General features: G+C 62.7%; 21 protein-coding genes. 13 read left to right on the top strand and 8 right to left on the bottom strand.

The window, feature by feature from the left end; all coding sequences use genetic code 11:
* The first annotated feature begins 2 nt into the window (after positions 1-2).
* The 4 genes from HMI59_RS01210 (at position 3) to metH (ending at position 5,328) form a co-directional block, all read left to right on the top strand.
* Positions 3-422, top strand: a complete 420-nt coding sequence (locus HMI59_RS01210) for a hypothetical protein (RefSeq protein ID WP_193592545.1) — start codon at positions 3-5, stop codon at positions 420-422.
* 305 nt (positions 423-727) lie between these two features.
* On the top strand, positions 728-868 hold the full coding sequence (locus tag HMI59_RS01205; protein ID WP_193592544.1) for a hypothetical protein: 141 nt from the start codon (positions 728-730) through the stop codon (positions 866-868).
* Between the two features lie 73 nt (positions 869-941).
* Positions 942-1,607, top strand: a complete 666-nt coding sequence (locus tag HMI59_RS01200; protein ID WP_166187663.1) for a transcriptional regulator — start codon at positions 942-944, stop codon at positions 1,605-1,607.
* Positions 1,608-1,665: 58 nt separating this feature from the next.
* The gene (gene metH / locus HMI59_RS01195; protein WP_166187665.1) at positions 1,666-5,328 is read left to right on the top strand and encodes a methionine synthase; all 3,663 of its coding nucleotides are present in this window, start codon (positions 1,666-1,668) and stop codon (positions 5,326-5,328) included.
* 73 nt (positions 5,329-5,401) lie between these two features.
* Here metH and HMI59_RS01190 read toward each other — a convergent pair whose 3' ends face one another.
* The 7 genes from HMI59_RS01190 to HMI59_RS01160 all read right to left on the bottom strand — a co-directional run bounded on the left by HMI59_RS01190 (position 5,402) and on the right by HMI59_RS01160 (position 13,644).
* A complete protein-coding gene (locus HMI59_RS01190) occupies positions 5,402-5,566 on the bottom strand; it encodes a hypothetical protein (RefSeq protein WP_166187667.1) in 165 nt (54 codons plus the stop codon).
* 95 nt (positions 5,567-5,661) lie between these two features.
* Complete coding sequence (locus HMI59_RS01185; RefSeq protein WP_021474502.1) at positions 5,662-6,477, bottom strand: ABC transporter permease; 816 nt, start codon at positions 6,475-6,477, stop codon at positions 5,662-5,664.
* A 2-nt stretch (positions 6,478-6,479) separates the two neighbouring features.
* Positions 6,480-7,397, bottom strand: a complete 918-nt coding sequence (locus tag HMI59_RS01180) for an ABC transporter permease (RefSeq protein WP_193592543.1) — start codon at positions 7,395-7,397, stop codon at positions 6,480-6,482.
* The gene (locus HMI59_RS01175) at positions 7,394-8,506 is read right to left on the bottom strand and encodes an ABC transporter ATP-binding protein (RefSeq protein WP_193592542.1); all 1,113 of its coding nucleotides are present in this window, start codon (positions 8,504-8,506) and stop codon (positions 7,394-7,396) included. The genes HMI59_RS01180 and HMI59_RS01175 overlap by 4 nt, the downstream gene beginning before the upstream one ends.
* Before the next feature lie 48 nt (positions 8,507-8,554).
* Positions 8,555-9,640: an ABC transporter substrate-binding protein gene (locus HMI59_RS01170; protein WP_193592541.1), complete on the bottom strand. Its 1,086-nt coding sequence runs from the start codon at positions 9,638-9,640 to the stop codon at positions 8,555-8,557.
* 564 nt (positions 9,641-10,204) lie between these two features.
* Positions 10,205-13,078, bottom strand: coding sequence for an ATP-binding cassette domain-containing protein (locus tag HMI59_RS01165; protein ID WP_193592540.1), 2,874 nt, complete (start codon positions 13,076-13,078; stop codon positions 10,205-10,207).
* Positions 13,075-13,644: a hypothetical protein gene (locus HMI59_RS01160; protein ID WP_193592539.1), complete on the bottom strand. Its 570-nt coding sequence runs from the start codon at positions 13,642-13,644 to the stop codon at positions 13,075-13,077. Before HMI59_RS01160 ends, HMI59_RS01165 begins: the two co-directional genes overlap by 4 nt.
* A gap of 265 nt (positions 13,645-13,909) precedes the next feature.
* Between HMI59_RS01160 and HMI59_RS25910 the strand changes: the two genes are divergently transcribed.
* From HMI59_RS25910 to HMI59_RS01120, 9 genes are all read left to right on the top strand, one after another.
* A complete protein-coding gene (locus tag HMI59_RS25910; protein WP_255527644.1) occupies positions 13,910-14,191 on the top strand; it encodes a flavin reductase family protein in 282 nt (93 codons plus the stop codon).
* Between the two features lie 26 nt (positions 14,192-14,217).
* Complete coding sequence (locus HMI59_RS25905; RefSeq protein WP_255527643.1) at positions 14,218-14,394, top strand: flavin reductase; 177 nt, start codon at positions 14,218-14,220, stop codon at positions 14,392-14,394.
* A 163-nt stretch (positions 14,395-14,557) separates the two neighbouring features.
* The gene (locus tag HMI59_RS01150; protein WP_193592538.1) at positions 14,558-14,989 is read left to right on the top strand and encodes a DoxX family protein; all 432 of its coding nucleotides are present in this window, start codon (positions 14,558-14,560) and stop codon (positions 14,987-14,989) included.
* Positions 14,990-15,148: 159 nt separating this feature from the next.
* Entirely contained in the window at positions 15,149-15,511 is a 363-nt protein-coding gene (locus HMI59_RS01145; RefSeq protein WP_193592537.1) for a hypothetical protein, read from the top strand.
* A gap of 362 nt (positions 15,512-15,873) precedes the next feature.
* Positions 15,874-16,593 (top strand): TnsA-like heteromeric transposase endonuclease subunit, encoded by a 720-nt coding sequence (locus HMI59_RS01140; protein ID WP_193592536.1) that lies wholly within the window; start codon positions 15,874-15,876, stop codon positions 16,591-16,593.
* A gap of 354 nt (positions 16,594-16,947) precedes the next feature.
* Positions 16,948-18,252 carry an IS256 family transposase gene (locus HMI59_RS01135; RefSeq protein ID WP_166186724.1) on the top strand — a complete coding sequence of 435 codons (1,305 nt, stop codon included), beginning with the start codon at positions 16,948-16,950 and terminating at the stop codon, positions 18,250-18,252.
* Positions 18,253-18,454: 202 nt separating this feature from the next.
* Positions 18,455-20,092: a Mu transposase C-terminal domain-containing protein gene (locus HMI59_RS01130; RefSeq protein ID WP_227471493.1), complete on the top strand. Its 1,638-nt coding sequence runs from the start codon at positions 18,455-18,457 to the stop codon at positions 20,090-20,092.
* An 87-nt stretch (positions 20,093-20,179) separates the two neighbouring features.
* On the top strand, positions 20,180-21,142 hold the full coding sequence (locus tag HMI59_RS01125) for an ATP-binding protein (RefSeq protein WP_193592535.1): 963 nt from the start codon (positions 20,180-20,182) through the stop codon (positions 21,140-21,142).
* On the top strand, positions 21,139-21,912 hold the full coding sequence (locus HMI59_RS01120; protein WP_193592534.1) for a hypothetical protein: 774 nt from the start codon (positions 21,139-21,141) through the stop codon (positions 21,910-21,912). Before HMI59_RS01125 ends, HMI59_RS01120 begins: the two co-directional genes overlap by 4 nt.
* Before the next feature lie 246 nt (positions 21,913-22,158).
* On the opposite strand, the gene HMI59_RS01115 is transcribed toward HMI59_RS01120, so the two are convergent.
* Complete coding sequence (locus HMI59_RS01115; protein WP_193592533.1) at positions 22,159-22,524, bottom strand: hypothetical protein; 366 nt, start codon at positions 22,522-22,524, stop codon at positions 22,159-22,161.
* Positions 22,525-22,538 lie beyond the last annotated feature (14 nt).

Genomic DNA, 22,538 nt, shown 5'->3' with positions numbered 1-22,538 from the left:
GCATGAAATCATTTACTAAGCACCGCAGGGCCTTCGGGGTCGCGGCCACTACCGTCGCTATTGCAATCGGCGGTGTAGTTGGGTTTGCCATCACCACGGCAAACGCCGGAGCACCTACCGTCCTAATCGAAAAAGGAGACAAGGTGGACTTCCCCAAGAACGCTCGAGGAGACACCTTCGGGTCAGCAATGGATGCGCGAACACCGGCCGACGAGCCAGATCTCATAAGTGCCATTGGGGACGACGGAAAGATCGGATATCTAAAGAAGGCTGACCTGGATCAGGGAACCCCTAACTCGCCGGAAGAAGCCATTCAGATGCAGAATGCTCGGAAGGACGGCTCTGGACGGGTTTTGAAACTCTACGCCGAAGACGGTACGACCGTCATCGGTCAACGCACAGTAGGCAAGGCCGCACCCTAGGTCAGGTCCAAACAGACGAATCCGTTTGACGTAGGCAGCCGCCCTTCTGCAGCAGGGTGGCTGCTTCGTTTTGCCTGCATTAGGCGTGGGTCGCATCGGGTTCAGTGGTGGCTGCAGTGGAAGCCAGGCCCCGATGCGGACCCGGTTCTGTTCGCACGTCATTCTTGAGATGCGGAGCCGCGCACCTCTTCCACCGGAAGATCGAAACGGAGGGCGCGGACGCGACTGGGAGGGTTTACAAAGAAGTCTTTGCAAAGGTATCTTTGCATTACCGTAAAACCCTTATCCGAAAGAAGGTGGGTCCCTTGTTTGAGCGAGTCCGACTCCTGTTCACCCACACCAGCGCCCCGGTTGAAGAGCCCTCAACCCGGTTCAATGGAGTCCTCCTCCAGCAGATGCGTGACGATGTGTACGTCTTCATGCACCAGATCGACCCACGGCAATAAACCTCCGCAGCAGCAACCGCGCGCACAGGCCGGGCGCGGCTGCGGTCCACGGTTCTCTCGTAGGCTGTAGTCCATGAGCGAAGACCATCAGACGCCCTCGCCGGAGGAACCCGCAACCGCTGATACCACCGCCGACAGGACAGTTGACTTCGTCTCCCTGAAGGCCTTGGCACACCCATTGCGGATTCAGTTGCTCGAGGTGCTTTCCAGCTACGGCGCCCAGACAGCCAGCAGCATCGCCCAGCGACTGGGCGAGTCAAGCGGTGCCACGAGCTACCACCTGCGCCAGCTCGCCAAGCACGGGTTCGTGCGGGAAGTGGCCGGCAAAGGCACTGCCCGGGAACGCTGGTGGGAAAGGCCGCCCGGATCGCTCACCATTTCGACGCCGGATCTCGCCTCGAACCCGGCCAGCCGGGAAGTAGCGCGGCTGGTCAACCACGAGATGGGAGTCCAACGGGCCAAGGTGCTGGAGGACTTCCTGGACCAGTCCCTGGACGTACTCCCCACGGAATGGACCGAGGCCAGCATGATCGCCACGCTCCACACCCACCTGACGTGCGGGCAGTTGGCAGAGCTCACCAAGGAAACGGAGACGTTCCTGCGTTCGCGGTTGGACAAGTACCGAGGGCAGCAGGGAGAACCGGGCACGCGACCGGTGCAGATCCAGTTCAACGCGTTCCCCGTCGTGGACCCGCGCCGGCCCAGCGACGGCAACCAATCGCCGTCGTTATCCACATAAGGCGTAGTACACCGAAATACGACGCAGTGTGTCAGACCCCCGCCCGTAGTCTGTTCATATGGCCCGTTTTGCGCTCGATATTGATGCTGTCCCCCGCCCTGCCCGTTCCCAGTCTCTGCTGGATGCTGTGAACCACCGAGTGGTGATCGCCGACGGCGCCATGGGCACCATGCTGCAGGGCCGGGACCTTTCACTGGAGACCGACTTCCAAAACCTGGAAGGCTGCAACGAAATCCTCAACGACACGCGTCCGGATGTCATCGGAGACATCCACGACGCCTACTTCGCAGTGGGCATCGATGCAGTGGAAACCAACACCTTCGGCGCCAACTGGTCCAACCTGTCGGACTACGGCATTGATGACCGCATCGAGGAACTGGCCAGGAAAGGCGCCCGGATCGCCCGCGAGCGCGCCGAGGCAGCAGAGGCCAAGGACGGCCGCGAGCGCTGGGTCCTTGGTTCCATGGGGCCGGGCACCAAGCTCCCCAGCCTCGGCCACACCACTTACGACTACCTGAAGCAGACCTTCGCGTTGCAGGCGGAAGGCCTGATCGACGGCGGCGCGGATGCATTCCTGATCGAAACCAGCCAGGACCTCCTGCAGACCAAAGCTGCCGTGAATGGTTGCAAGCAGGCGATTGTTTCCCGTGGTGTCCGGCTCCCGATTTTCGTCGAAGTAACGGTCGAGACCACGGGCACCATGCTGATGGGTTCGGAAATCGGCGCTGCCCTGACCGCGCTGGAGCCGCTGGGCGTGGACGCCATCGGCCTCAACTGCGCCACCGGCCCGGACGAGATGAGCGAGCACCTCCGGCACCTGTCCAAGCAGTCCTCGGTGGCTATCGCCTGCATGCCCAACGCCGGCCTGCCGATCCTGGGGGCGAACGGCGCGCATTACCCGCTCTCCCCGGCGGAACTCGCCACAGCGCACGAGCAGTTCGTGCGTGAATTTGGCCTTGGCCTGGTGGGCGGCTGTTGCGGTACGACGCCGGAGCACCTGGCCGCCGTCGTCGAACGTCTTGAACCCTTCCGCACTATCAGCAACGCCCCCGACGCCGGCACGGCGGCCGGGAACGGCGACGGCCCCGCGCGGGTCCCCAGCGAACGCGAACCGGGCGTCGCATCCCTGTACCACCACGTGCCCTTCGACCAGGAGTCGGCCTACCTGGCGATCGGCGAGCGCACCAACGCCAACGGGTCCAAGGCGTTCCGCCAGGCCATGCTGGAAGAGCGCTGGGATGACTGCGTCGATATCGCCCGCGAGCAGGTACGCGTCGGCGCGCATTTGCTGGACGTATGCGTTGACTACGTTGGCCGGGACGGCGTGGCGGATATCCAGGAAGTGGTGTCCCGCTTCGCTTCGGCTTCCACGCTTCCCTTGGTCATTGACTCCACCGAACCGCCGGTCCTGAAGGCAGGGCTGGAGCTCATCGGTGGACGCCCGGTGGTCAACTCCGTCAACTACGAGGACGGCGACGGTCCCGGGAGCCGCTTTGCCCGGATCATGCCCCTCGTGAAGGAACACGGTACGGCCGTGATCGCCCTGACAATCGATGAGCAGGGCCAGGCACGGACCACCGAGGGCAAGGTGTCCATCGCTTCTCGCCTGGTTGATTCCTTGGTGGCTGAGTGGGGCATGCGGGTTGAAGACATCATTGTGGACGCCCTGACCTTCCCCATCGCCACGGGCCAGGAGGAAACCCGCCGCGACGGCATCGAAACCATCGAGGCCATTCGGCAAATCACCACCAAGTACCCGGGCATCCAGACCACGCTCGGCGTCTCCAACGTCTCCTTTGGCCTGAACCCGGCGGCGCGCATGGTGCTCAACTCGGTGTTCCTGCACGAGGCCGTACAGGCCGGCCTCACCAGCGGCATCATTGACGCCGCCAAGATCGTGCCTCTCGCCTCGCTGCCTGAAGAGCAGCGCAAGGTTGCGCTTGATCTCGTATGGGACCGCCGCGAGTACGACGCCGATGGAAACGTCACGTACGATCCCCTGGCCACCATGCTGGACCTGTTCGCTGGCGTCGACAGCGCAGCGCTTAAGGACCAGCGCGCGGCGGAACTGGCCGCCCTGCCCACCGGCGAACGCCTGCAGCGGCGCATTATCGACGGCGAGGGCAAGGGACTCGAGGAGGACCTGGACCTGGCACGCAGCGAAGGCATGACGGCCCTTGGCATCATCAACGACCAACTGCTCGAGGGCATGAAGGTGGTTGGCGAACGCTTCGGTGCCGGCGAGATGCAGTTGCCGTTCGTGCTTCAGTCCGCAGAGGTCATGAAGAATGCGGTGGCCCTGTTGGAGCCGCACATGGAGAAGTCGGATTCCTCGGGTAAGGGCACCATGGTGATCGCCACGGTCCGCGGCGATGTGCACGATATCGGCAAGAACCTGGTGGACATCATCCTCACCAACAACGGCTACAAAGTGGTGAACATCGGTATCAAGCAAGGCATTGCCGAGATCATTGCCGCTGCTGAGGAGCACGACGCCGACGTGATCGGCATGTCCGGGCTGCTGGTGAAGTCCACCGTGGTGATGAAGGAGAACCTCGCCGAGCTCCAGTCCCGTGGCCTTGCGAAGAAGTGGCCCATCATCCTTGGGGGCGCAGCGTTGACCCGTGCTTACGTTGAGCAGGACCTGGCGGAGCAGTTCGAAGGGACTGTCCGGTACGCCAAGGATGCGTTCGAGGGACTCTCGCTCATGGAGCCGCTGGTGCAGGTGGCCCGCGGCGCCGACCCGGATTCGGTGGGCCTTCCTCCGTTGAAAAAGCGCATCCACAAGGGCGGGGCGAAGTTTACGGTGACTGAACCGGAGGCAATGCCCGGCCGGTCCGACGTCGTCGCGGACAACCCCGTTCCGACGCCGCCGTTCTGGGGCACCCGCATTGTTCGCGGCGTGGCCCTGCACGACTACGCCGCGTTGCTCGATGAGCGCGCCACGTTCATGGGCCAGTGGGGCCTGAAGCCGGGCCGGGGTGAGGACGGCGCCTCCTACGACGAGCTGGTGGAACTTGAGGGGCGTCCCCGCCTCCGGTATTGGCTGGACCGGATCCTCGGCGAAGGAATGCTGGATGCTTCGGTGGCCTACGGCTACTTCCCGGTGGTGGCCGAAGGCGAGCAGGTAGTGGTGCTGCATCACGGAGAGGACTCCGACGGCGTCCTCGGGACCCCGGGCCTCCTCGCCCCCGACGGCGGCTCAGGCGGTGCAGTGGGCTCCGAGCGGTTGCGTTTCGACTTCCCCCGCCAGCGCCGCGACCGGCACCTGTGCCTCGCCGACTTTGTGCGATCCCGGGAGTCCGGCCAGATCGACGTCCTGCCCGTGCAGTTGGTGACCGCGGGCGCGAAGATCGAGGAGTTCACCTCCAAGATGTTCGCGGCCAACCAATACCGCGACTACTACGAACTCAATGGGCTGGTCATGCAGCTCACCGAGGCGCTGGCTGAGTTCTGGCATGCGCGAATCCGGTCCGAACTGGGCTTTGCCGACGAGGAGCCCAAGGACAAGGCCGGGTACTTCAAACTGGATTACCGCGGCGCACGGTTCTCGCTGGGCTACCCCGCCTGCCCGGATATGGAAGACCGCCGGAAGGTGACTGAACTGCTGAAGCCCGAGCGGATGGGTGTGGTCCTTAGCGATGAGCTGATGCTGCACCCCGAGCAATCGACGGACGCGTTCGTGTTCCACCACCCGGAGGCGAAGTACTTCAAGGTGTGAGTTAAACACCGTTGAAGGCCCGGGCTTGCATGGCCCGGGCCTCCGAAGGTTGCGGCGTGGTGTCTGGAAGTGTCTAGCGGACCAGCTGGCGGTCTCCCGGCTGCCCGCGCCCCAGCTGGGCGAGGACCTGACCCACGATCAGCTCCGGGCTGTTGTTGATCCCGGCCGAAATGTGGCGCTCATCCGCTTCCGGGGCTTCGAGGGTTTCCAGCTGGGAAGCCAGCAACGTGGCAGGCATGTACTCGTGAACCCGGGCGTTGATCCGCTCGCTGATGGTTCCGGCACTGCCGGTGAGATGGACAAACGCGGCATCCCGCGCATAGGAGCGAAGAATCAGCGCAACGCCTTGCGCAGTCCCATGACCCGTTCAACGATGACCACCACGGCCAGGGAGATCAGGATGAGGATGACGGACAGCGCTGCGACGGCGGCGTCGGCTGAGTTTTCTACGTACCTCAGCACCTGGACCGGCAGTGTCGGAAGGCCCGATTCCGCAACGAACAGGGAAATCACGGCCTCATCGAAGGAGACGATGAAAGCAATGACGCCTCCCGCGATCACTCCAGGCTGAATGATGGGCAGCGTAACCCTGCGGAACACGGTCCAGGAGTTCGCTCCGAGGATCCGGGCTGCGGCTTCACAGGACGTGTCCGTGGTAGCCAGGCTCATCAGCGTGGTCCTGATGACGAACGGAATTGTGATCGCTATGTGGCCGATGATGATGCCCGCGTAGGTGTTGGTGAGCTTGAGCGGCCCGAACAGGAGGACCATTCCGAGGGCGAGCACAATGCTCGGGATGAGCAGGGGCGACAAGAAGAACGATTGAACTGCGGCCTTGGCTTTGAACTCGAACCTGTCCAACGCCAGGGCTGCCGGGACGCCAAGCGCCAGAACAATGACGGTGACGATGACTGCGACGATGAGGCTGATCCTCATGCCGTTCATGAACGTGCTCTCCTCGGGGAGCATCTCGTACCACTTGAAGGTGAAACCCTCCGGCGGGAAGGAGAGGTACTGGTTCGAGGCGAATGAGACAACGAAGACGATCAGCAAGGGTGCCAAGAGGAACAAGTAGAGCAGGAACACAAGGATGCCGAAGGCAGGCTTGGCCGGGTTGAAGCGTGGCTTGAAAAGGCGGGCCTCGGACATGGCTAACCTCCGATTTTCTTGGTGAGGCGCTGATAGACGGCGATGATGAGGCCGAACAGAACCAGCAGGATCACGGAGAGCGCTGCAGCGAAGGGCCAGTTCAGCAACCCTGTGGTCTGATCGTAGATTTCTGTAGCGAGGACCTGGACACTTCCACCGCCCAGCAGCCGCGGCGTGATGAAGGTGCTGATGGAGAGCACGAAGACCAGCAGGAAAGCCGTAAGGATCCCGGGCAGGCTCAACGGCAACGTCACTCTGGTGAAGACCCTGAACTTGCTGGCCCCCAACGAGCCGGCCGCTTCCTCAAGCTGCGGGCTGAGGCGCCCAAAGCCGGAGATCATGGCCAGGATGGCGTAGGGCATGAAGATCTCGACCAAACCGATAGTCACGCCGGTCATGTTGTTGGTCAGTTTCAAGGGAGTGTCAATGAGGCCCCAGTCGGCAAGGGTCGAGTTCACCAGGCCGTTGGTCCCAAGGATGACCATCCACCCGTACGTCCGGACAACGGCAGAAGTCAGGAGCGGTGCGATGGCAATGGCAATGAGCAAGCCGCGCCATTTGCTGGTACTGCGAGCAAGGAACAGCGCAACCGGATAGGAAACGATGACGCACAGCACGCCCACCGTGACACCCATCTGGAACGTGTCCAAGGTGACGCGCCAATAGTAAGGATCCGTGAGGGGCTGGATGTACGTATCGAGGGTGAAAGTCTCCTCGATGACACCATCAGGTGCCCCCTTGTTGAAAGACATTCGGACCATATAGGCGAGCGGAAAGACGAAGCTCACCAAGAGGCCGAGGAGCCCGGGCAGCAGCAGCGCGAGGTAGGTCCGCCTGTTCCGCTTGGTGGTTGCCTGCTCCAGTTCCCCTTCTGCCGCACCCAGCCTGGGCCGCTGCAACGGTTCTTTGAGCGTGGTCATGATACGGAACTTTCAGGGGCTTCAGGCAGGAGGTAGGCATCCTGGGCATCCCAGGACAGGTAAGCCGCGTCTCCGAGCCTGGGCAGCTTTCCGCTGGAGGTCAGGAGCTGGGCGTTGAGCGTGCGGTCTGCGACTCTGACGCCCACCGAGAGGGCATCGCCGGTGTAGCTGATCCGCTCGATAATGCCCGGGATGGCATCAGTGGAACCCTGCTCCGTGCCAACCCTGAGCCGATGCGGACGAATAACAAGTTCGCGGATGGAGCCGGCCATGCCCGGAGCTCCCACGGCACCGAACTGGCCCAGGCCTTCGACGTCCACCTTGTAATGGATTTCACCGTCGGCGGCCGATCCCATCTCGGTAACGACCCTCGCTTTCAGGAAGTTAGCCTGGCCAATGAAGTTTGCAACAAACCGCGTCCGGGGCCGTTCGTACACCTCGGTGGGCGATCCGAACTGTTCGATGAGGCCACCATTCATGACGGCAATGCGGTCGGCCATGTCCAGGGCTTCGTCCTGGTCGTGGGTGACAAAGAGTGTTGTGGCCCGTGTCCGTTGCTGGATGGAGCGGATCTCGGTGCGCATTGTTTCGCGCAGCTTGGCGTCGAGGTTGGACAGCGGCTCGTCAAGGAGAAGCAAGGTGGGTTCCACCACCAGGGCCCTCGCCAGGGCGATACGCTGCTGCTGTCCGCCGGAGAGCTCCTTCGGCTGCCGTTTGGCCAGATGGCCCAGTTGGACCATGTCCAAAGCGCTGGCAACACGCTTCTGCTGCTCGGACTTGGAGACCTGCCGCATCTGAAGGCCGAAGCCGACGTTCTGTTCAACGTTCATGTGCGGGAACAGGGCGTAGGACTGGAACACCATGCCCATTCCGCGCTTGTTGACCGGGGTGTGGGTTATTTCCTTGCCGTCCACCACGATCGATCCCGCTGTGGGATCCATTAGCCCGGCGACCATGCGCAAAGTGGTCGTCTTACCGCATCCCGACGGGCCGAGGAGCGCCACCAGGTGCCCCTCTTCCACCTCCATGTTCAGGCGGTCGACGGCCGGATCAAGGCCGGCTGCGTATCTCTTGGTCAGATCCACGATCGACAATTTGGATTCAATCATTTTCAGTTCTCCTGAAGCGAAGTTGGTCGAGGGGCGCGCTGCCGGGCGCTACTTGGTGATGATTTGGCGCTTCCAGGTGTCGGTCCACTTGTCACGGGCCGATGACAGGAACTGGACATCGAGGGGAACGATGTTGAGTGAACCATCAGTGGGGACCACGCGATCCTTCACCTCGGCCGGAAGTTCGGCGTTGGTCACGGACGGTGCGTAGAAGAGGGCCTTAGCGAAAGCCGTCTGGGCTTCGGGCGACAAGGCGTAGTTGATGAACGTTTCAGCGGCCGCCTTGTTGGGGGCGTCCTTCACCAGGTTGACGGTGTTGATCTGGTAGACCGCGCCTTCCTTGGGGAAAGTCACGCCCATCTTCTTGTTGCTCTGGTCGCTGTAGAACTGGCCGCGTGCGTTCTGGCCAAGGCCAAGGACGGTCTGTCCCGTGATGACGTTCTGGTATTCGTCCGGGTTGGGTGCGAACGTCTGGACGCCGGGGGCCATCTCCTTCAGCTTCGCAACTGCCTTGTCGATGCTTTGGGTGTAGTCCTCCCCTTCCATCTTCGAGGTGATCGCCGTCAGGGAGAGACCGAGCAGCGACGGAGGAGCGTTGACATTGATCCTGCCTGCGTATGCCGGGTCCCAGAGGACATCCCAGCTCTCAGGAGCCTTGGGGAACGTGGCCGTGTCATACAGCAGCCCGACGGCGTCCAGCATGACTACGGGACCGAAACCGTTCTTGTCCTGGAACTTCTCAGGAACATTGGCAAGGTTGGGGACTGCCGATTCATCGATCTTGTCGAACAGGCCCTGGGTGTTGCCCGTGGTGGACACGGAGTTGTCCATGATCGCCACGTCGGTTGCGGGATCGTTCTTCTGACCCTGCAACGCGCTCAGCATCTCCGCAGATGACCGCTTCGACGAGTAATTGATCTTGATGTCCGGGTACTTGGCCTTGAAGGGTTCAATCACGGCTGCGTTGTACTGGTCCTGCCAAACACCCGCGTAGGCGATGAGGTTGATTTCCCCCGACGTGGCACTGGAGTTGCTGGTGCCGGCGCTCCCTGAACCACCTCCGCACCCGGTGAGAACGAGTGTGGCCGCGGCTGCCGCCGCCAGCACCACCTTGCCTTTACTGAACAGATTCATTAATTGACTCTTTCCATGTGGAGGAAGAATTTGACGTCGTCAGCAAATGTCTTCCGAGGGTGCAGGGAAATGTTTATTTCTATTGGGGTAGAAAAGGGAAATTATTGATAAGGATGTGTTCCCGGCTCTCAACATAATGCTGGAGATATGCATCACACAAAGACCTATTGAGTATCCCTCCATAGCTTTCCCTTATGACGCCCGGCACCCACGACCCCCTCACGTCCCGGCCGACTGGCAAAGCACCCGAGCGGGTCATCTGATTTGCTTATGCAGGTATCAGGATTTGATCTTGGTCATGAGCCGTCCCGGAACCTAACGTGGTCTCGCAGAAGGCAGAAAGCCTTAACGAGTTCGGGATTGCGATTGGGAGGCTAACGTGAAGAAGGTCCGCATTTTTCCCGACGAATCACGGAGCGGCGTGCCACTATTGGCAGCCAGGACAGGATCCCACTGCCCAGCCAATGGATTCTGGCTGCCGGAGGGCAGCAGCGGACAGCCGATCTTCGTTTTCGAGGGCAGTGTTATGCCTGCCGGCGAAACGGGCGCCGTGGTTTGGCACCTTCAGACATCGGCAGAGACGGGGCGGGCGGCACCCTGAGCTTCCGCAGCCGCTCCGGACTGGCCGCTCAGCGGCTTCGCGCGCCTCAGCGCCGCAAGCACCGCGCGTCCCACCAACGCGATACCCACGATCGTGGTGACTGCGCGCAGGGTGTCCCATCCCGCCGTCGAAGTGATGAACGAATACAGCAGGAAGCTGCTGAGGTTGGCGGACAGCGGGGCGCCCGGTACGTAGGAGATGCCCGTCCCAGCGCCCACCGCGAAAGGCCAGAACCACAGGTTGGTCAGCAAACCGAACACGTAGGACGCTACAACGCCGTAAGCGCAGAGCATCCACAGCTCGGCCTTGCCGCGCACGTTCCGGGGCAGGAGGCCGGCCCCGGCACCAACCCAGGCGCACGCGAAGATCTGAAACGGCGACCACGGTCCGATACCGCTCCACAGGGCGCTTGAAACAGCGATCGTCGCAGCGCCCAGCAGCATGCCAAAGCGGGCACCGAAGGCGCGGCCTGCCAGGATCAGCAGGATGAAGACCGCTTCAACGCCCCCGACGCCGGTGCTCGCCACCCGGATTGCCGAACCGACCGCTGCAAGGACTCCGAGCAGCGCTACTGTGTGCGCCGAGCGGACGGAGCCGTCGAGGGACACGACAATGGCCACCACCGCCAGCGGCGCAATGGCAAGAGCCGCATAAGGCAGCGCGGCTGCGGCATCCTGGGGAAGCGCGGCTGCGACCAAGGGCCAGCAAAACGCTCCCAGGGCCAGCACGTTTGCTGCCGCGAGGATGGCCGCTTCGACGGGCCGCGGCATGCGGAAATGCCGGGTAGGGCGGCGGGGTTCATTCTGCGGGGCCTGTTCTTCTGCGCCCCAAAGCGCCGGCATGGCACGCAGAGCGGGCCCCGCAACATGAGTTGTCACATGTTCCGGCTCCGAGGGGGATGCAGGCCCGGAAACAGCAGGAGCCACACCCTCACGCATCGGGAGTATCCGGGCGCTGATTTGCCGGGCGAAATCAAGATCGTGCGTGGCAATCAGGACCGCCGTGCCTGTCCCTGCCGCCGCGCGCAACGCCGTCGCCACGGCACCCCGGGCTGTGGGATCGAGGCCTCTGGTGGGTTCGTCGATGAGGAGGACCTGCGGGTCATCGGCCGTCTGCAGGGTGATGGCGAGGATGCGCCGTTCCCCTGCCGAGAGATCACGTGGGTGCTCGGTTCCGCCGGGCATCCCTGGCTGTCCACGAAGGAGTGCCAAGCGGGCCCAGGCCGGGATGATTTGCCCGGCAACCGTATCCCGTCCGCCGGCGCTGGCTGCATGCCGGGCGGTGCGTCGATCTGCCGCACGGAGTTCTCCTGCCACGGTATCCCGGGTGAAGAGGTCATCGGAGGCGTCGGGCACCAAGGCGATACGGCCGCCGTCGATCTTCGCTTCGCTACCGGTTCCCTCGCCGAGGGCCAGAGCAACCAGCAGCGACGATTTTCCGGCACCGTTCGGCCCAACCAGCGCCACGATCTCGCCCCGGTGCAAGGACAGCGAAGCATCGCGCACCAGCGCCTTGCCCTCCCGGTGCACTGACAGGTTGCTCGCGGAGAGCACGCGTTCGGCTCCCCGAGGCTCTTCGATCGCCGCCGACGTCGGGCGTTCCTCGACCGGAAGCGAAGGTGCGGGTGCAGCGGCCGGTACCAGGCCGCCGTCGTGGATTGTCCACCAGGCGTCGGCGATCGGCGCCAGGGGCCGCGCACGGTGCTCTGCGACGATGACGCAGGCTCCCGACTCCCGCGCGAGGCTGTTGAGGACGGCGATGACACGGTGCCGGGCATTCGGGTCGAGGTCGGCGAGCGGCTCGTCCACCAGAAGCACGGGCGGGCGGTCCACCACCGCGGCGGCGATGGCCACGAGGGTCGCTTCCCCTGCCGAAAGTGTGCTGAGGTCCCGGTGCAAGAGCGCCGTGACGCCGATGCGTTCCGCGACCTCGAGCGTCCGTGCCTTGGCGTCCTCGCGCGGTTCCCCGCGCAATTCCAGCGCGAGCGCGATCTCGTCCTCAACGCGCGTGCTCGCGAAGGCGGCCCGCGGATTTTGAAGCACGACGCCGATCAGCCGGGCCGTGTCGCGTGGCGGCGCATCCGCCCTCTTCACAGCGCCGACGTGGACCGTGCCGGAGATATTTCCGCCGTCGACGTGGGACAGCAGGCCGGCAATGCCGCGAAGAATGGTCGATTTGCCGGAGCCGGTGGGGCCGGTGATCACGGTGACCGAACCGGGCGCAGGACGGAAATTGTCGATGCGGAGCCGGGTGCTGCCGATGGTGAAAAAGGAGTCGTGGATATCCACGGATGCCCGGCCGGTTCCGTGGGGCACGTGCCGGCTGTTCCGGCTGCCAAAGCCGCGCAACTCAAGGGCCGCAGCTACCCGGCTGGCGTGCTCGAGCGTGCGTTCCAGCATGGGGACCAAGGCCCGCGGGCCGAACTTCTCGCCCCTCAGCCGGAAGGCCAAGCGGACGGAGCGAGCGGCGTCGGCGAGCGCCGGAAGCGCGGCCCAAGCGACCACAAGCGTGCGGGCGATGCCCTGGAACGGACCGCCGCGGGCAAGGCGCGCGAACCCCCGGGCTACATCCACCCAGGCGTTGACCAGGCCGAACGCGAGAATGAGGCCGGCGATCGGCAGGGCGGACAGCACCGCGTCCCAGAGCCCCGGCACGGTGACCGGGCCGAGCAGGACGACGTGGGCGAACGGGGCCGGCAGCCGGAACGGCGGCAGATTGAGGAGGACAGGCCCGACGGCGCCCGCTCCGTTAAAGAGGATGCGATAGATGACCCGCGCCGCAACGAAGATGACGGCGAGTGCCGTGGCAGCACGTAACGGCGCGGGCCTGAAGGTCATGCCGTGGGTGCGGCCGGCGCGCCGTCAACCGTGTAGAGCAGTCCCAGGCTCTCGCCCGGCTTGACCTGCTGGGTGGCGAGGCCTTCCTGGGCGTATGCCCAGTCACCGGAAGCGGGCTTGACCCAGATCGCCCAGTAAGCGAAGGCTGCGGGCATCGTGCCGCATTCTTCGCGGTAGGTGCCGCCCTTGTGGGTGATGTCGAAGTCAGCAGCCGGCACGCCGTTGACGCGGCAGACGAGCTCGGTGGGGTACTGCTTGGTTCCCTCGGTCTTCACGTCGGCCTGTTCGAGGACTTTGGCCGCGGTGGTGGCCTCGCTGACAGGAACGCAGATGGACTTGTTGGCGGCAGCTTGCTTGATGGCGCCGGAATCGACAATGACCTTGACGCCGTCGCAGGGGCCGGAGTCAGCGACTGCGCGGGCAGAGGAGCTTGATGCTGCTTCGCTGGAGGTCGCGGAGGGGTTCGGCTGGGTGGAGGCCGGCGTGGAACACGCTGCGAGGGTGATGAGGAGACCGGCGGCGGCGAGGGTGCTCGCGGCGGCGGTGCGGATCTTGGAAAAAGTCACGGATTAAGGGTAGGGGTTTTGGGCATTTCGGGGCTTGGGAACAGCCTTGTGTGACGCCGGGTGGCATGCGGTCTGCGTTGCTCCATGCCGCCGGCCCGGTCCTTGCGCCCGCCACCTTGGCCGGGGCGCCTTGGCCAGTCACTGTCGATTGGACCTCAACAATTGTTGAGGTTCTAGGGTAGTAGGGACCCCGGAAACCCGGGGACTGCTACGAAAGCGCAGGCCCATGCCCCTCTCCAGTGCCCCCGCAGACTCAACTCCCACGATGACCGACCTCTTCCGCAGCGCCTTCCGGTCCCACCCTGCCGGCGTAACTGTAGTGACCGCCGTCGGGCATTCCGGGCCGGTGGGCCTGACCGCCTCCTCTGTCGCGTCGGTTTCCGCGGATCCGCCGGCGCTTTCCTTCTCCCTGTCCGGCAGCCGTTCCGCCGAGCAGCTGATCGAGGCTGAAACAGTGGTGGTCCACATGATGGCTGCCTCCCAGGTGGACCTCGTGAAGGTGTTTTCCAAGCCCGGTACAGAGCGGTTTACCGCTGACATGGACTGACAACGCTGCCGACCGGGGAGCCTCTTTTGGGAGGAGTCCTGTGGGCGCTGCGCTGCAGGATCACGCACAGGGTTCCGGTAGGCGCCTCGATCCTGCTGGCGGCGGAGGTGCTTGAGGTTGTGGGTCAGCCTGGACAAGGTACGCCGCTGGTCTACCATGACCGCGGTTTCTACCGGCTGACGGAGGAGGCGCGGGCCGGGTAGAAAAGCCCGACGGCGGCACGCGGGCCGAGGCTGGCGCGGATCTACTGTGGCGTTTACTTGACACTTCAACTTATTGCGTGCGACGCTAGTTGAAGCTTCAAGTAATATGTAGCGGCAGTCCGACCCTCAGGACGTCGCTCCCCTCGTTCGAACGGTAACCATCATGAATCAGTTCTCCCCCGCCGCAACCACGGCAGTGACGGTCCTGCGGGTCCTCGCAGGCTTCGTCTTTGCCGCCCACGGCTGGCAGAAGTTCAGCCAGTTCACCATTGCCGGCACCCAGGCGTCCTTCGCCGAAATGGGCGTCCCCGCAGCAAACATCGTCGCTCCGCTCGTGGCGACCTTGGAACTCGCCGGTGGAATCGCCCTGATCCTGGGCGTACTGACCCGCGTGTTCGCCGCACTTCTCGCCGTGGACATGCTCGGAGCCCTGTTCCTGGTTCACGCACCGGCCGGCGTCTTCGCCGCCGATGGTGGCTATGAGCTGGTCTTGGTCCTTGCTGCGGCAGCAATCGCGATCGCGTTCTTCGGCCCGGCCAAGTTCTCGGGTGACTACGCCCTGTTCAGCCGGACAAGGTTTAAGGCCCTCGTCTAATACCGCCTGGCCCTTCCACCCAACGAAATGATCGCCGTGAACATGACGAGCTCACCAGCAACCTCGTGATCCCTGCTGTTTACTTCGACGCAGCCAAAGCCATTGTTGCCCGTTACGGCGATGCCCTGAACGACAAGGTCTACGTGGATCACCAACCCCGTGGACTTCGCAACCTTCGAAGGCCTGGCAGTGCCCGCAGACAGCTCAGCTGCCGAGGAACTCCAGAAGATCACCGGCGCAAGCGTCGTCAAGGCCTTCAACACCACGTTCGCTGCGACCCTCGGTGAAGGTGCCGTAGCAGGACACGTCCTTGACGTTCTGATTGCCGGAGATGACGAAGCCGCAATCCAGGCCGCCGTCGACTTCGCCGCCGCAGCCGGGCTCAACCCGGTGGTCGTCGGCCCGCAGCGCCGCGCCCGTCAGCTCAAGCAGACCGGTTTCCTCCACATCCTGCTCTCCGCCAATGAAGAGCTCCCGGCGTACCAGTGGAACTCCGGGGTGAAGCTGGTTCCCGCGGCGTAGTACTGGTCCTCGCCGCGTGGTCCTGGTCCCCGCCGCTTAGTCGAAGTACCGAGGCATCAATGCAGGCCGCGCCCCGTTCAGTGGGGCGCAGCCTTTGCTGTCGCGGAATGGACGAGCACGGGAGCAGCTCTAGGTTGACGAAACGTCCCTTATCGGCGCTCGGTCCTGGCAGTCATTCGATGAGGGAAACGCGTGTTTGTCTGTTCTCATTGCAGTTGTCAGTTTTCGCATTGAACGTGTCAGTTAACGGATTCGGGCTGTTTCTCAGTTAAGTTGTCAGCGTGGTTGAACGTGAGGCATTGAGGTCGCTGCCGGTAAACGCGACTGACTCTGCTCGGATTCTTGCTCGGTTGGATGGCTGCATGCTGGATGAGCCGGTGTTGTCGGCTTGGGCGTCGCTGCGGTTGGAACATGGCCTGCCTGTTCGTTCATTCTTTTCCTGGCCCGGTAAGCGGAATTATGAGGGTTCTTGGTGGTCGAGTACGACCGGCTCGCACGTGAGCTTTGAGAGTCTGCTGGAGCGGGATTTTCTGATGCTGGCCGATTACGACCAGGACGTTCTGGGTATCGCGTCTCAGCCTTTTGCTGTGCTTTGGCCTAAAGGGACTGAGGGTGTCCGTGGCCATGTGCCGGACTTCTTTTTGCGGCTGCGGGACGGCAGCGGACGCGTTGTTGATGTGCGGCATCGCGACCATTTGGAGGCGGGGTCCCGTCAGTTCGCCATGACCCGGGCATTGTGTGAGGAGGCGGGCTGGGACTACGAGGTGTTTTCGGGGATTTCGGAGCCGCGTTTTTCGAATCTTCGCTGGCTCTCTGGATACCGTCTTCCGAGATACGCGCCGACGGGCACGGTGGTGCCCGTGATCTTGGAAGCAGTCGGTTCGGGCATCTCTGTGTCCGGGGCCGTGCGACGGGCTGCGCGGATGTTGATGCTCGAGCCTTCCATTGTTCAGGCCCATCTGCTGCATCTGGCTTTCGTCGGGATCCTTGACGTTGGCCTGGATGAGTCATTGTCGATGGATGCTTGGATCGCGCCGTCCCAAGAGATGTTGCCGATGTCGAGTCTGGCGGCTGCGTCGTGAAAGTTGTCAGGCTCTTTGATTTCATCCAGTTCGATGGTGGATCGTGGCAGGTTGTGGCTCAGGACGGGTCTGAGCTGGCCTTGAAGAATCTGGCGACCGGCCGCATCCGACGAGTCGCGGCGGCCGAGCTGTTGACTGATGATTCATATCTGCCGGACGATCCCCGGCCCCTCCCCTCGTTGGAAAATGTTGCTGCTCTGGAGAGGCTGTCCCCTGGCGCCCGTGACGAGGGGGTGTCAGATGGTTTGTGTAGGAGTTCCGGTCCCTGGTTGATTGGAGAAAACTGTGACCATGACTGGTTCTAGTGAAGAGCTCAGCGCGGAGCTTGCCGCGAAGGTCGCTGCTGCCGGGGGGATGGAGCAGCTGCGCGAGTCCGGTGCGTTTGATGAGCTAATGGAACAAATCGATTCGGCTGAACTGCAGATTGATGGCAAGAACGGTTTCCTGAACCAGATGATCAAGGCCGTTCTGGAGCGTGGACTGAAGTCCGAACTTTCCGGTCATCTCGGCTATGAAAAGGGAGATCCCGCGGCACGTTTGCTGCCCAACTCACGCAATGGGTTCTACCCGAAAACGCTGGCCAGTCAGGCCGGCGATGTTGACTTGGCCATCCCGCGGGACCGGAATGGTTCGTTCGTTCCGCGGCTCGTGCCCAAGGGTGCCCGACGCACGGGTGGCTTGGACGAAATGATTATCAGTCTTTATGCCGGTGGCATGACGGTCAGAGACATCCAGCATCATCTGGAATCAACGATTGGAACCGAGCTTTCGCACGAAACGATCTCCAAGATCACCGATGACGTTCTGGATGAGGTGATGATCTGGCAACGCCGGCCGCTGGATCCGATGTACCCGATTCTCTATTTGGATGCGATCGTGGTCAAAGTCCGCGACGGGGCGCAAGTACGGAACAAAGCTGCGCACATTGCCGTGGGCGTCGATATGGACGGCATCAAGCACGTACTGGGTATCTGGGTCGAGGCCACCGAAGGGGCCAAGTTCTGGGCCGGGGTCTGCGCGGAACTTGCCAACCGAGGAGTCCGGGACGTACTCATTGTCTGCTGTGACGGCCTGACGGGCTTTCCCGAAGCCATCGCCGCGACGTGGCCCCTGGCCACGGTCCAGACCTGTGTAGTCCATCTGATCAGGGCGTCGATGCGGTTCATTGGCTACAACGACAGGAAACGGGTCGCAGCCGCACTCCGGCCGATCTACACGGCCTCCTCAGCTGAAGCCGCGCAAACGGAACTGGAGGCGTTCGCGTCTTCCGAGCTGGGCAAAAAGTACCGTGCGACGGTCAATACCTGGCGCAACAGCTGGGAAAAGTTCGTTCCCTTCCTCGCTTTCGCGCCGCCGCTGCGCCGGGTGATCTACACCACCAACGCCATTGAATCGCTGAACTACCAGCTCCGGAAAATCATCAAAAACCGCGGCCATTTCCCGAACGACACCGCCGCGGTCAAACTGCTCTGGCTGGCCATCTGCAACATCGAAGACAAACGAGCCAGCGAACGCGCGAAGATCCACGGACAAGCCCGCGAGAACAAAAGCAAAACCGTCCACACACTCATCGAAGGTGCCCAAAGCCAAGGCTGGAACGAAGCACTAGGCATCCTCGCCATCACATACCCCGAACGCATCGAACCCTACTTGGGCTGAACCCAGACCCCTCATACACAAAAGTATTGACAAGCTCCGTGACGATGTCCTTGCCTTGCACCGGCATGTCCACGAAGTGCTCCACGGACTTCCGCCCGGGTCATCGCCTGGAAGCACGCCGAAGCCCGAATACGATCTTGCCAACCCTCTGCAGGCCCGAATCGAGGCGAAATTGACGGAGCTCGCTGCCCGTGGGATCGCCATGACCGAGCGGACAATGTTCCGCCATCTCGCCGATTACCGAACTCGTGGCATCGGGGGCCTCGCGGATGGCAGGACCACCCGTCAAGCGGGTGTTTCCGGGCGAACCGATCCCAGAGTCCTGGCTTTGATCGAAGCCGAGGTATCTGGGCAGAAGAACATTTCCACGGGCACAAGGTCCCGTGTCATTGCCCGGGTTCGGGTGGCAGCAGCCAAGTCCGGTCTCACGGTGCCATCGGATGCGACCCTCTACCGCATTCTGAAGAAGATGGAGGGTTCAAAGCACCCGTTCGGGAACGCGACGACGCGACGGACCCAAGGAAACAGGCCGGACAGGTCCTGGGGACGCCAAGCCCCGGCCCGGCCCGGCGAGCTTGTGGAAATTGACTCGACCCCGATGGACCTCATGGTCGTTTATCCAGACGGCAGCAGCGGCCGGGCGGACCTGACCGTGGCCCTGGACATCGCAACCCGTACCCCGCTGGCGGCCATCCTCCGGCCGGTGGCAACGAAGGCCGTCGATGCTGCCCTGCTGCTTGCCCGTGCCCTGACTCCCCTGCCGATGCAACCGGGATGGGACGCATCGTTGAGTTACTCACGCTCCGTGCTTCCCCAAGGAATGCTTCCGGGCGACGAGGACGTGCGTTCCGCGATCGCCGCCAAGCCTGTCATCGTGCCAGAATCCATCACGGTTGACCGTGGCAAGGTATTTGTCGGGTCAACCTTCACGGCAGCTTGTGAGCGCTTGCAGATCAGCATCACGAAAGCGGCCCCCCGGACGCCCACTGACAAGCCGCACATCGAACGGTTCTTTGCAGCTGTTAATTCCGGATTCACCCAGTACCTGGACGGATACACGGGACCCAACACTGTTCGCAGGGGCAAGGATCCGGCAGCGGAGGCCACATTCACCCTTTCCGAAGTCCAGAACCTTCTCGACTGGTGGCTTGTCGCAATCTGGCAGAACCGGCCCCATCCGGGACTCCGCCATCCAGCCATGCCCCGAAAAGACCTCACACCCAACGAGGCATTCGCTGCCCTTTCCACTGTCGCACCACAGGTCCACGTGGCATTGACCCGCGATGATTACCTCTCGCTCCTGCCCATCGAATGGCGGCGCATCCAGCCATACGGGATCAACTTCCACGGCCTGCACTACGACAGCCCGGACTTTCATCCATACCGCGGGGTCCCCTCAGGACTCCCGGCCCCGGCCGACGGACGCTGGGAAGTGCGGTATGACCCTTACAGGCTTCAGGCGATCTACGTCCGTGACCACAAGAAGGGCCGGTGGATCGAGGCAAACTGGACGCTCTCCACGCACCTTGTTGGCCCCTTTTCCCGCGAGGTCCTTGTCGCCGCGAAGAAGGCCCTCGACAGCAGGAGTAAGACTGTTGCCGGCAGGGACCTCCTTGCCGAGATCAACCGGATCCTCACGACGCCGGCCGGACGCGCCGAACGCCAAGCTTCACAACGCACACAGCTGACACCTGCGGCCGTCCCGGACCCGGAAGTGCAACCAAAGCCGGTCATTGACCCCGGGCCTACGGCACCAGTGCTGATCCAGGCGCCGGATCCGGTAGTCATCGATTTTTCACGTCGGCGCCATGGACGACGTATTGATCTTCTGGAGGACTGAAACATCGCCATCCCGGACAGCCTGACGGCCTGGCGCGATTTCGTAGCGCACGTACCCGAAGAGCCCCCGATCCTGTCACCATCGAAGATGCGGGCGCTCTCCGCTGACGAGAAGGCCACCTACGACCTCTCGCGCTTCGCCTGGCTTGCAGCGGACACGGTTCTGGAAACTACAGACACGCAGGCGCTCTCCCTGCAAACCCGCATCGCAATCGCCCGCAACGCGGCCAGCACGGCGACCGCCAGACGTGGGCTGGCCATCTCGGGTGCTGCAGGGATGGGGAAATCAACGGCGGCCCTGCTGCTGGGCAAGCGGCACGACAGATCAGAGCGCAAACGACTCGGGCGCCAGGATGACTGGGGTTTCGCGCCGGTGGTCTACGCCGTCGTTCCGCCTGCCACTACACCAAAGATGCTCATGCAGGCCTTCGCGCAGTGGCTCGGACTGCCGGTACTTCACCGGGCAACAGCACCGACGCTCACCGAGCAGGTAGTAACAGTCCTCCGCACCATGGGTACTTCTCTAGTAATCGTCGACGAGGTGCACAATCTCAGAACGAACAAACAGATCGGCGCCGAAGCGGCCAGCACCCTCAAACAGTTCGCGGACCGACTGGACGCGACCTTCCTCTACGCCGGAATCGACCTTCCAACAACGGACCTCTTCGCCGGTGACATGGGCCGGCAGATCAAAGCCCGCATGATCCTGCACGAGATGACCGCCTACTCCATCGGCTCGAAAGCGGACCGCGAAGCATGGACCGATCTGGTGCTCGGCGTCGAAAACCTCCTACCACTGGCCGCACATCGGTCAGGTTCTCTTGCCGACGAATCCCTTTACCTCTGGGACCGCACCGGTGGAAGGATCGGGGCGCTCCGCGGCCTCCTTTCGGACGCCGCCATAGGAGCGATCCTGGACGGCACAGAACTGATCGACCGGCATAGGCTCGAAGCAACAGCCACGGACTTGGCAGCCCAGGAACACCACCGATCCCAGAGCAGGTCCCACGGCCACAAATCCCCGAGCCGCGGCCTCAGGATGGCACAGTGACCCTGAGCCCTCTCCCCGTTCCGACGCGCCTGACCCACGGCGAAGGCATCGACAACTACGCGTCCCGGCACGCCCAACGCAACGGCACCAGCGTCGAACAAATCGAAAACGCTCTCCGGGAAGCCGGGATCCTTCCCCGTTCACGCTCCCGGCGGCACCCGGAACGGGTTCAAGCATGGAAACAACTGGGCGGGCTCCATGGTCGAGCCTTCGATCAGCGCTCAATGCTCCACGGGCACCCGGTCCTCGAGCGGGCACTATGTTTGCGATGCGGAGCCGGCAACCAGCGAGTTGGGCGAACCCCAACAGTTGGCTGGGTTTGCATCGCGCACAGGCGCTGGATTGGCCGCGATCAACTCGACATCCGCTCACTCCCCGAACTGCTCGCCGCGGAACGACGCTTCCGGTCAACACTGGTCTCCCGAGGGGTCCATGCCGGCACACCCGTCATGATGACCGCCAACGAATGCGCACGGGCAGGCATCGCGCTCTCCACGCTCGAAGAGCGAAGCGCACGGGCAGGAACCTATGACCCTGAAATGCTGACATATCCGGAAACCATCAGAATCGCCCGCCTGATCACTCAACCATCCTTTAAGAACTGGCTTGAGGATCCGGCCCATCCACGCGAGCAACAGCGCGACCGGATGGCCCGAGAAATTGCATCCACCATCATCCGCACGGGAGAAAACCGCCGTCTTCGCTCCGCACAACGGATCGAGAAGGCGCTCGGAAGACTCTCCCGCCTAGGCATCAACTGGATGACCTGAGAGCACCGGCAACCGAAAAGAACTACGGAAATGACAACTAAATTGAGAAAAAAGAGTCTGAAGTTCTCTCATCCAACCTGTCAGTTCCCACGTCGTTACTGACAACTACATTGAGAACGGACACCCGTCCATGTGGCTTGCCAGTCGTGTTGGCGAATTGCCAAACGATCTGGCGAATTTTGTCAGCTATCTGGCGAGCCGTCCCGTGATTATCGATCGCGGTCTGCCATAGTCGGACGCATGTTTTCATCGTTCCGGCGTCCGTTGGGTTTGGGCGTGACTGCCGCGGCCAAATTGCTGCCTCGGACGAGTTCTGGCCAGGACATGGTCCAGTGGCGTTTGCGTGGGTGCGTTGTGAGCCAGGATGCGAGCCGAACGTTGCTTGAGCTGCCGATCGTTGAGGGCGAACCTGTGCGTCTGGGCAGTCAGTGGCAGAATCGCCCGAATCAGCATGGACTCTATTTCTGGCAACGCACGGGTCGGCATATCTGGTATGAAAGCGCCCTTGAGGCGTTGTGCCTGATGGAGTTGGATCACGGCGGAGAGGTTGATCAGATCCTTGCGCAGCCGTTCCGGATGCTTTTCAGGCATGGTTCGAAGGTTGTCCGTCATGAGCTGATTGTGTC

It is taken from the genome of Paenarthrobacter sp. YJN-5, assembly GCF_015040095.1.
In the GTDB taxonomy this organism is placed as follows: domain Bacteria; phylum Actinomycetota; class Actinomycetes; order Actinomycetales; family Micrococcaceae; genus Arthrobacter; species Arthrobacter ureafaciens.
Note: the sequence above shows the minus strand (reverse complement) of the source record. Positions and strands in the feature narration are given on the sequence as shown.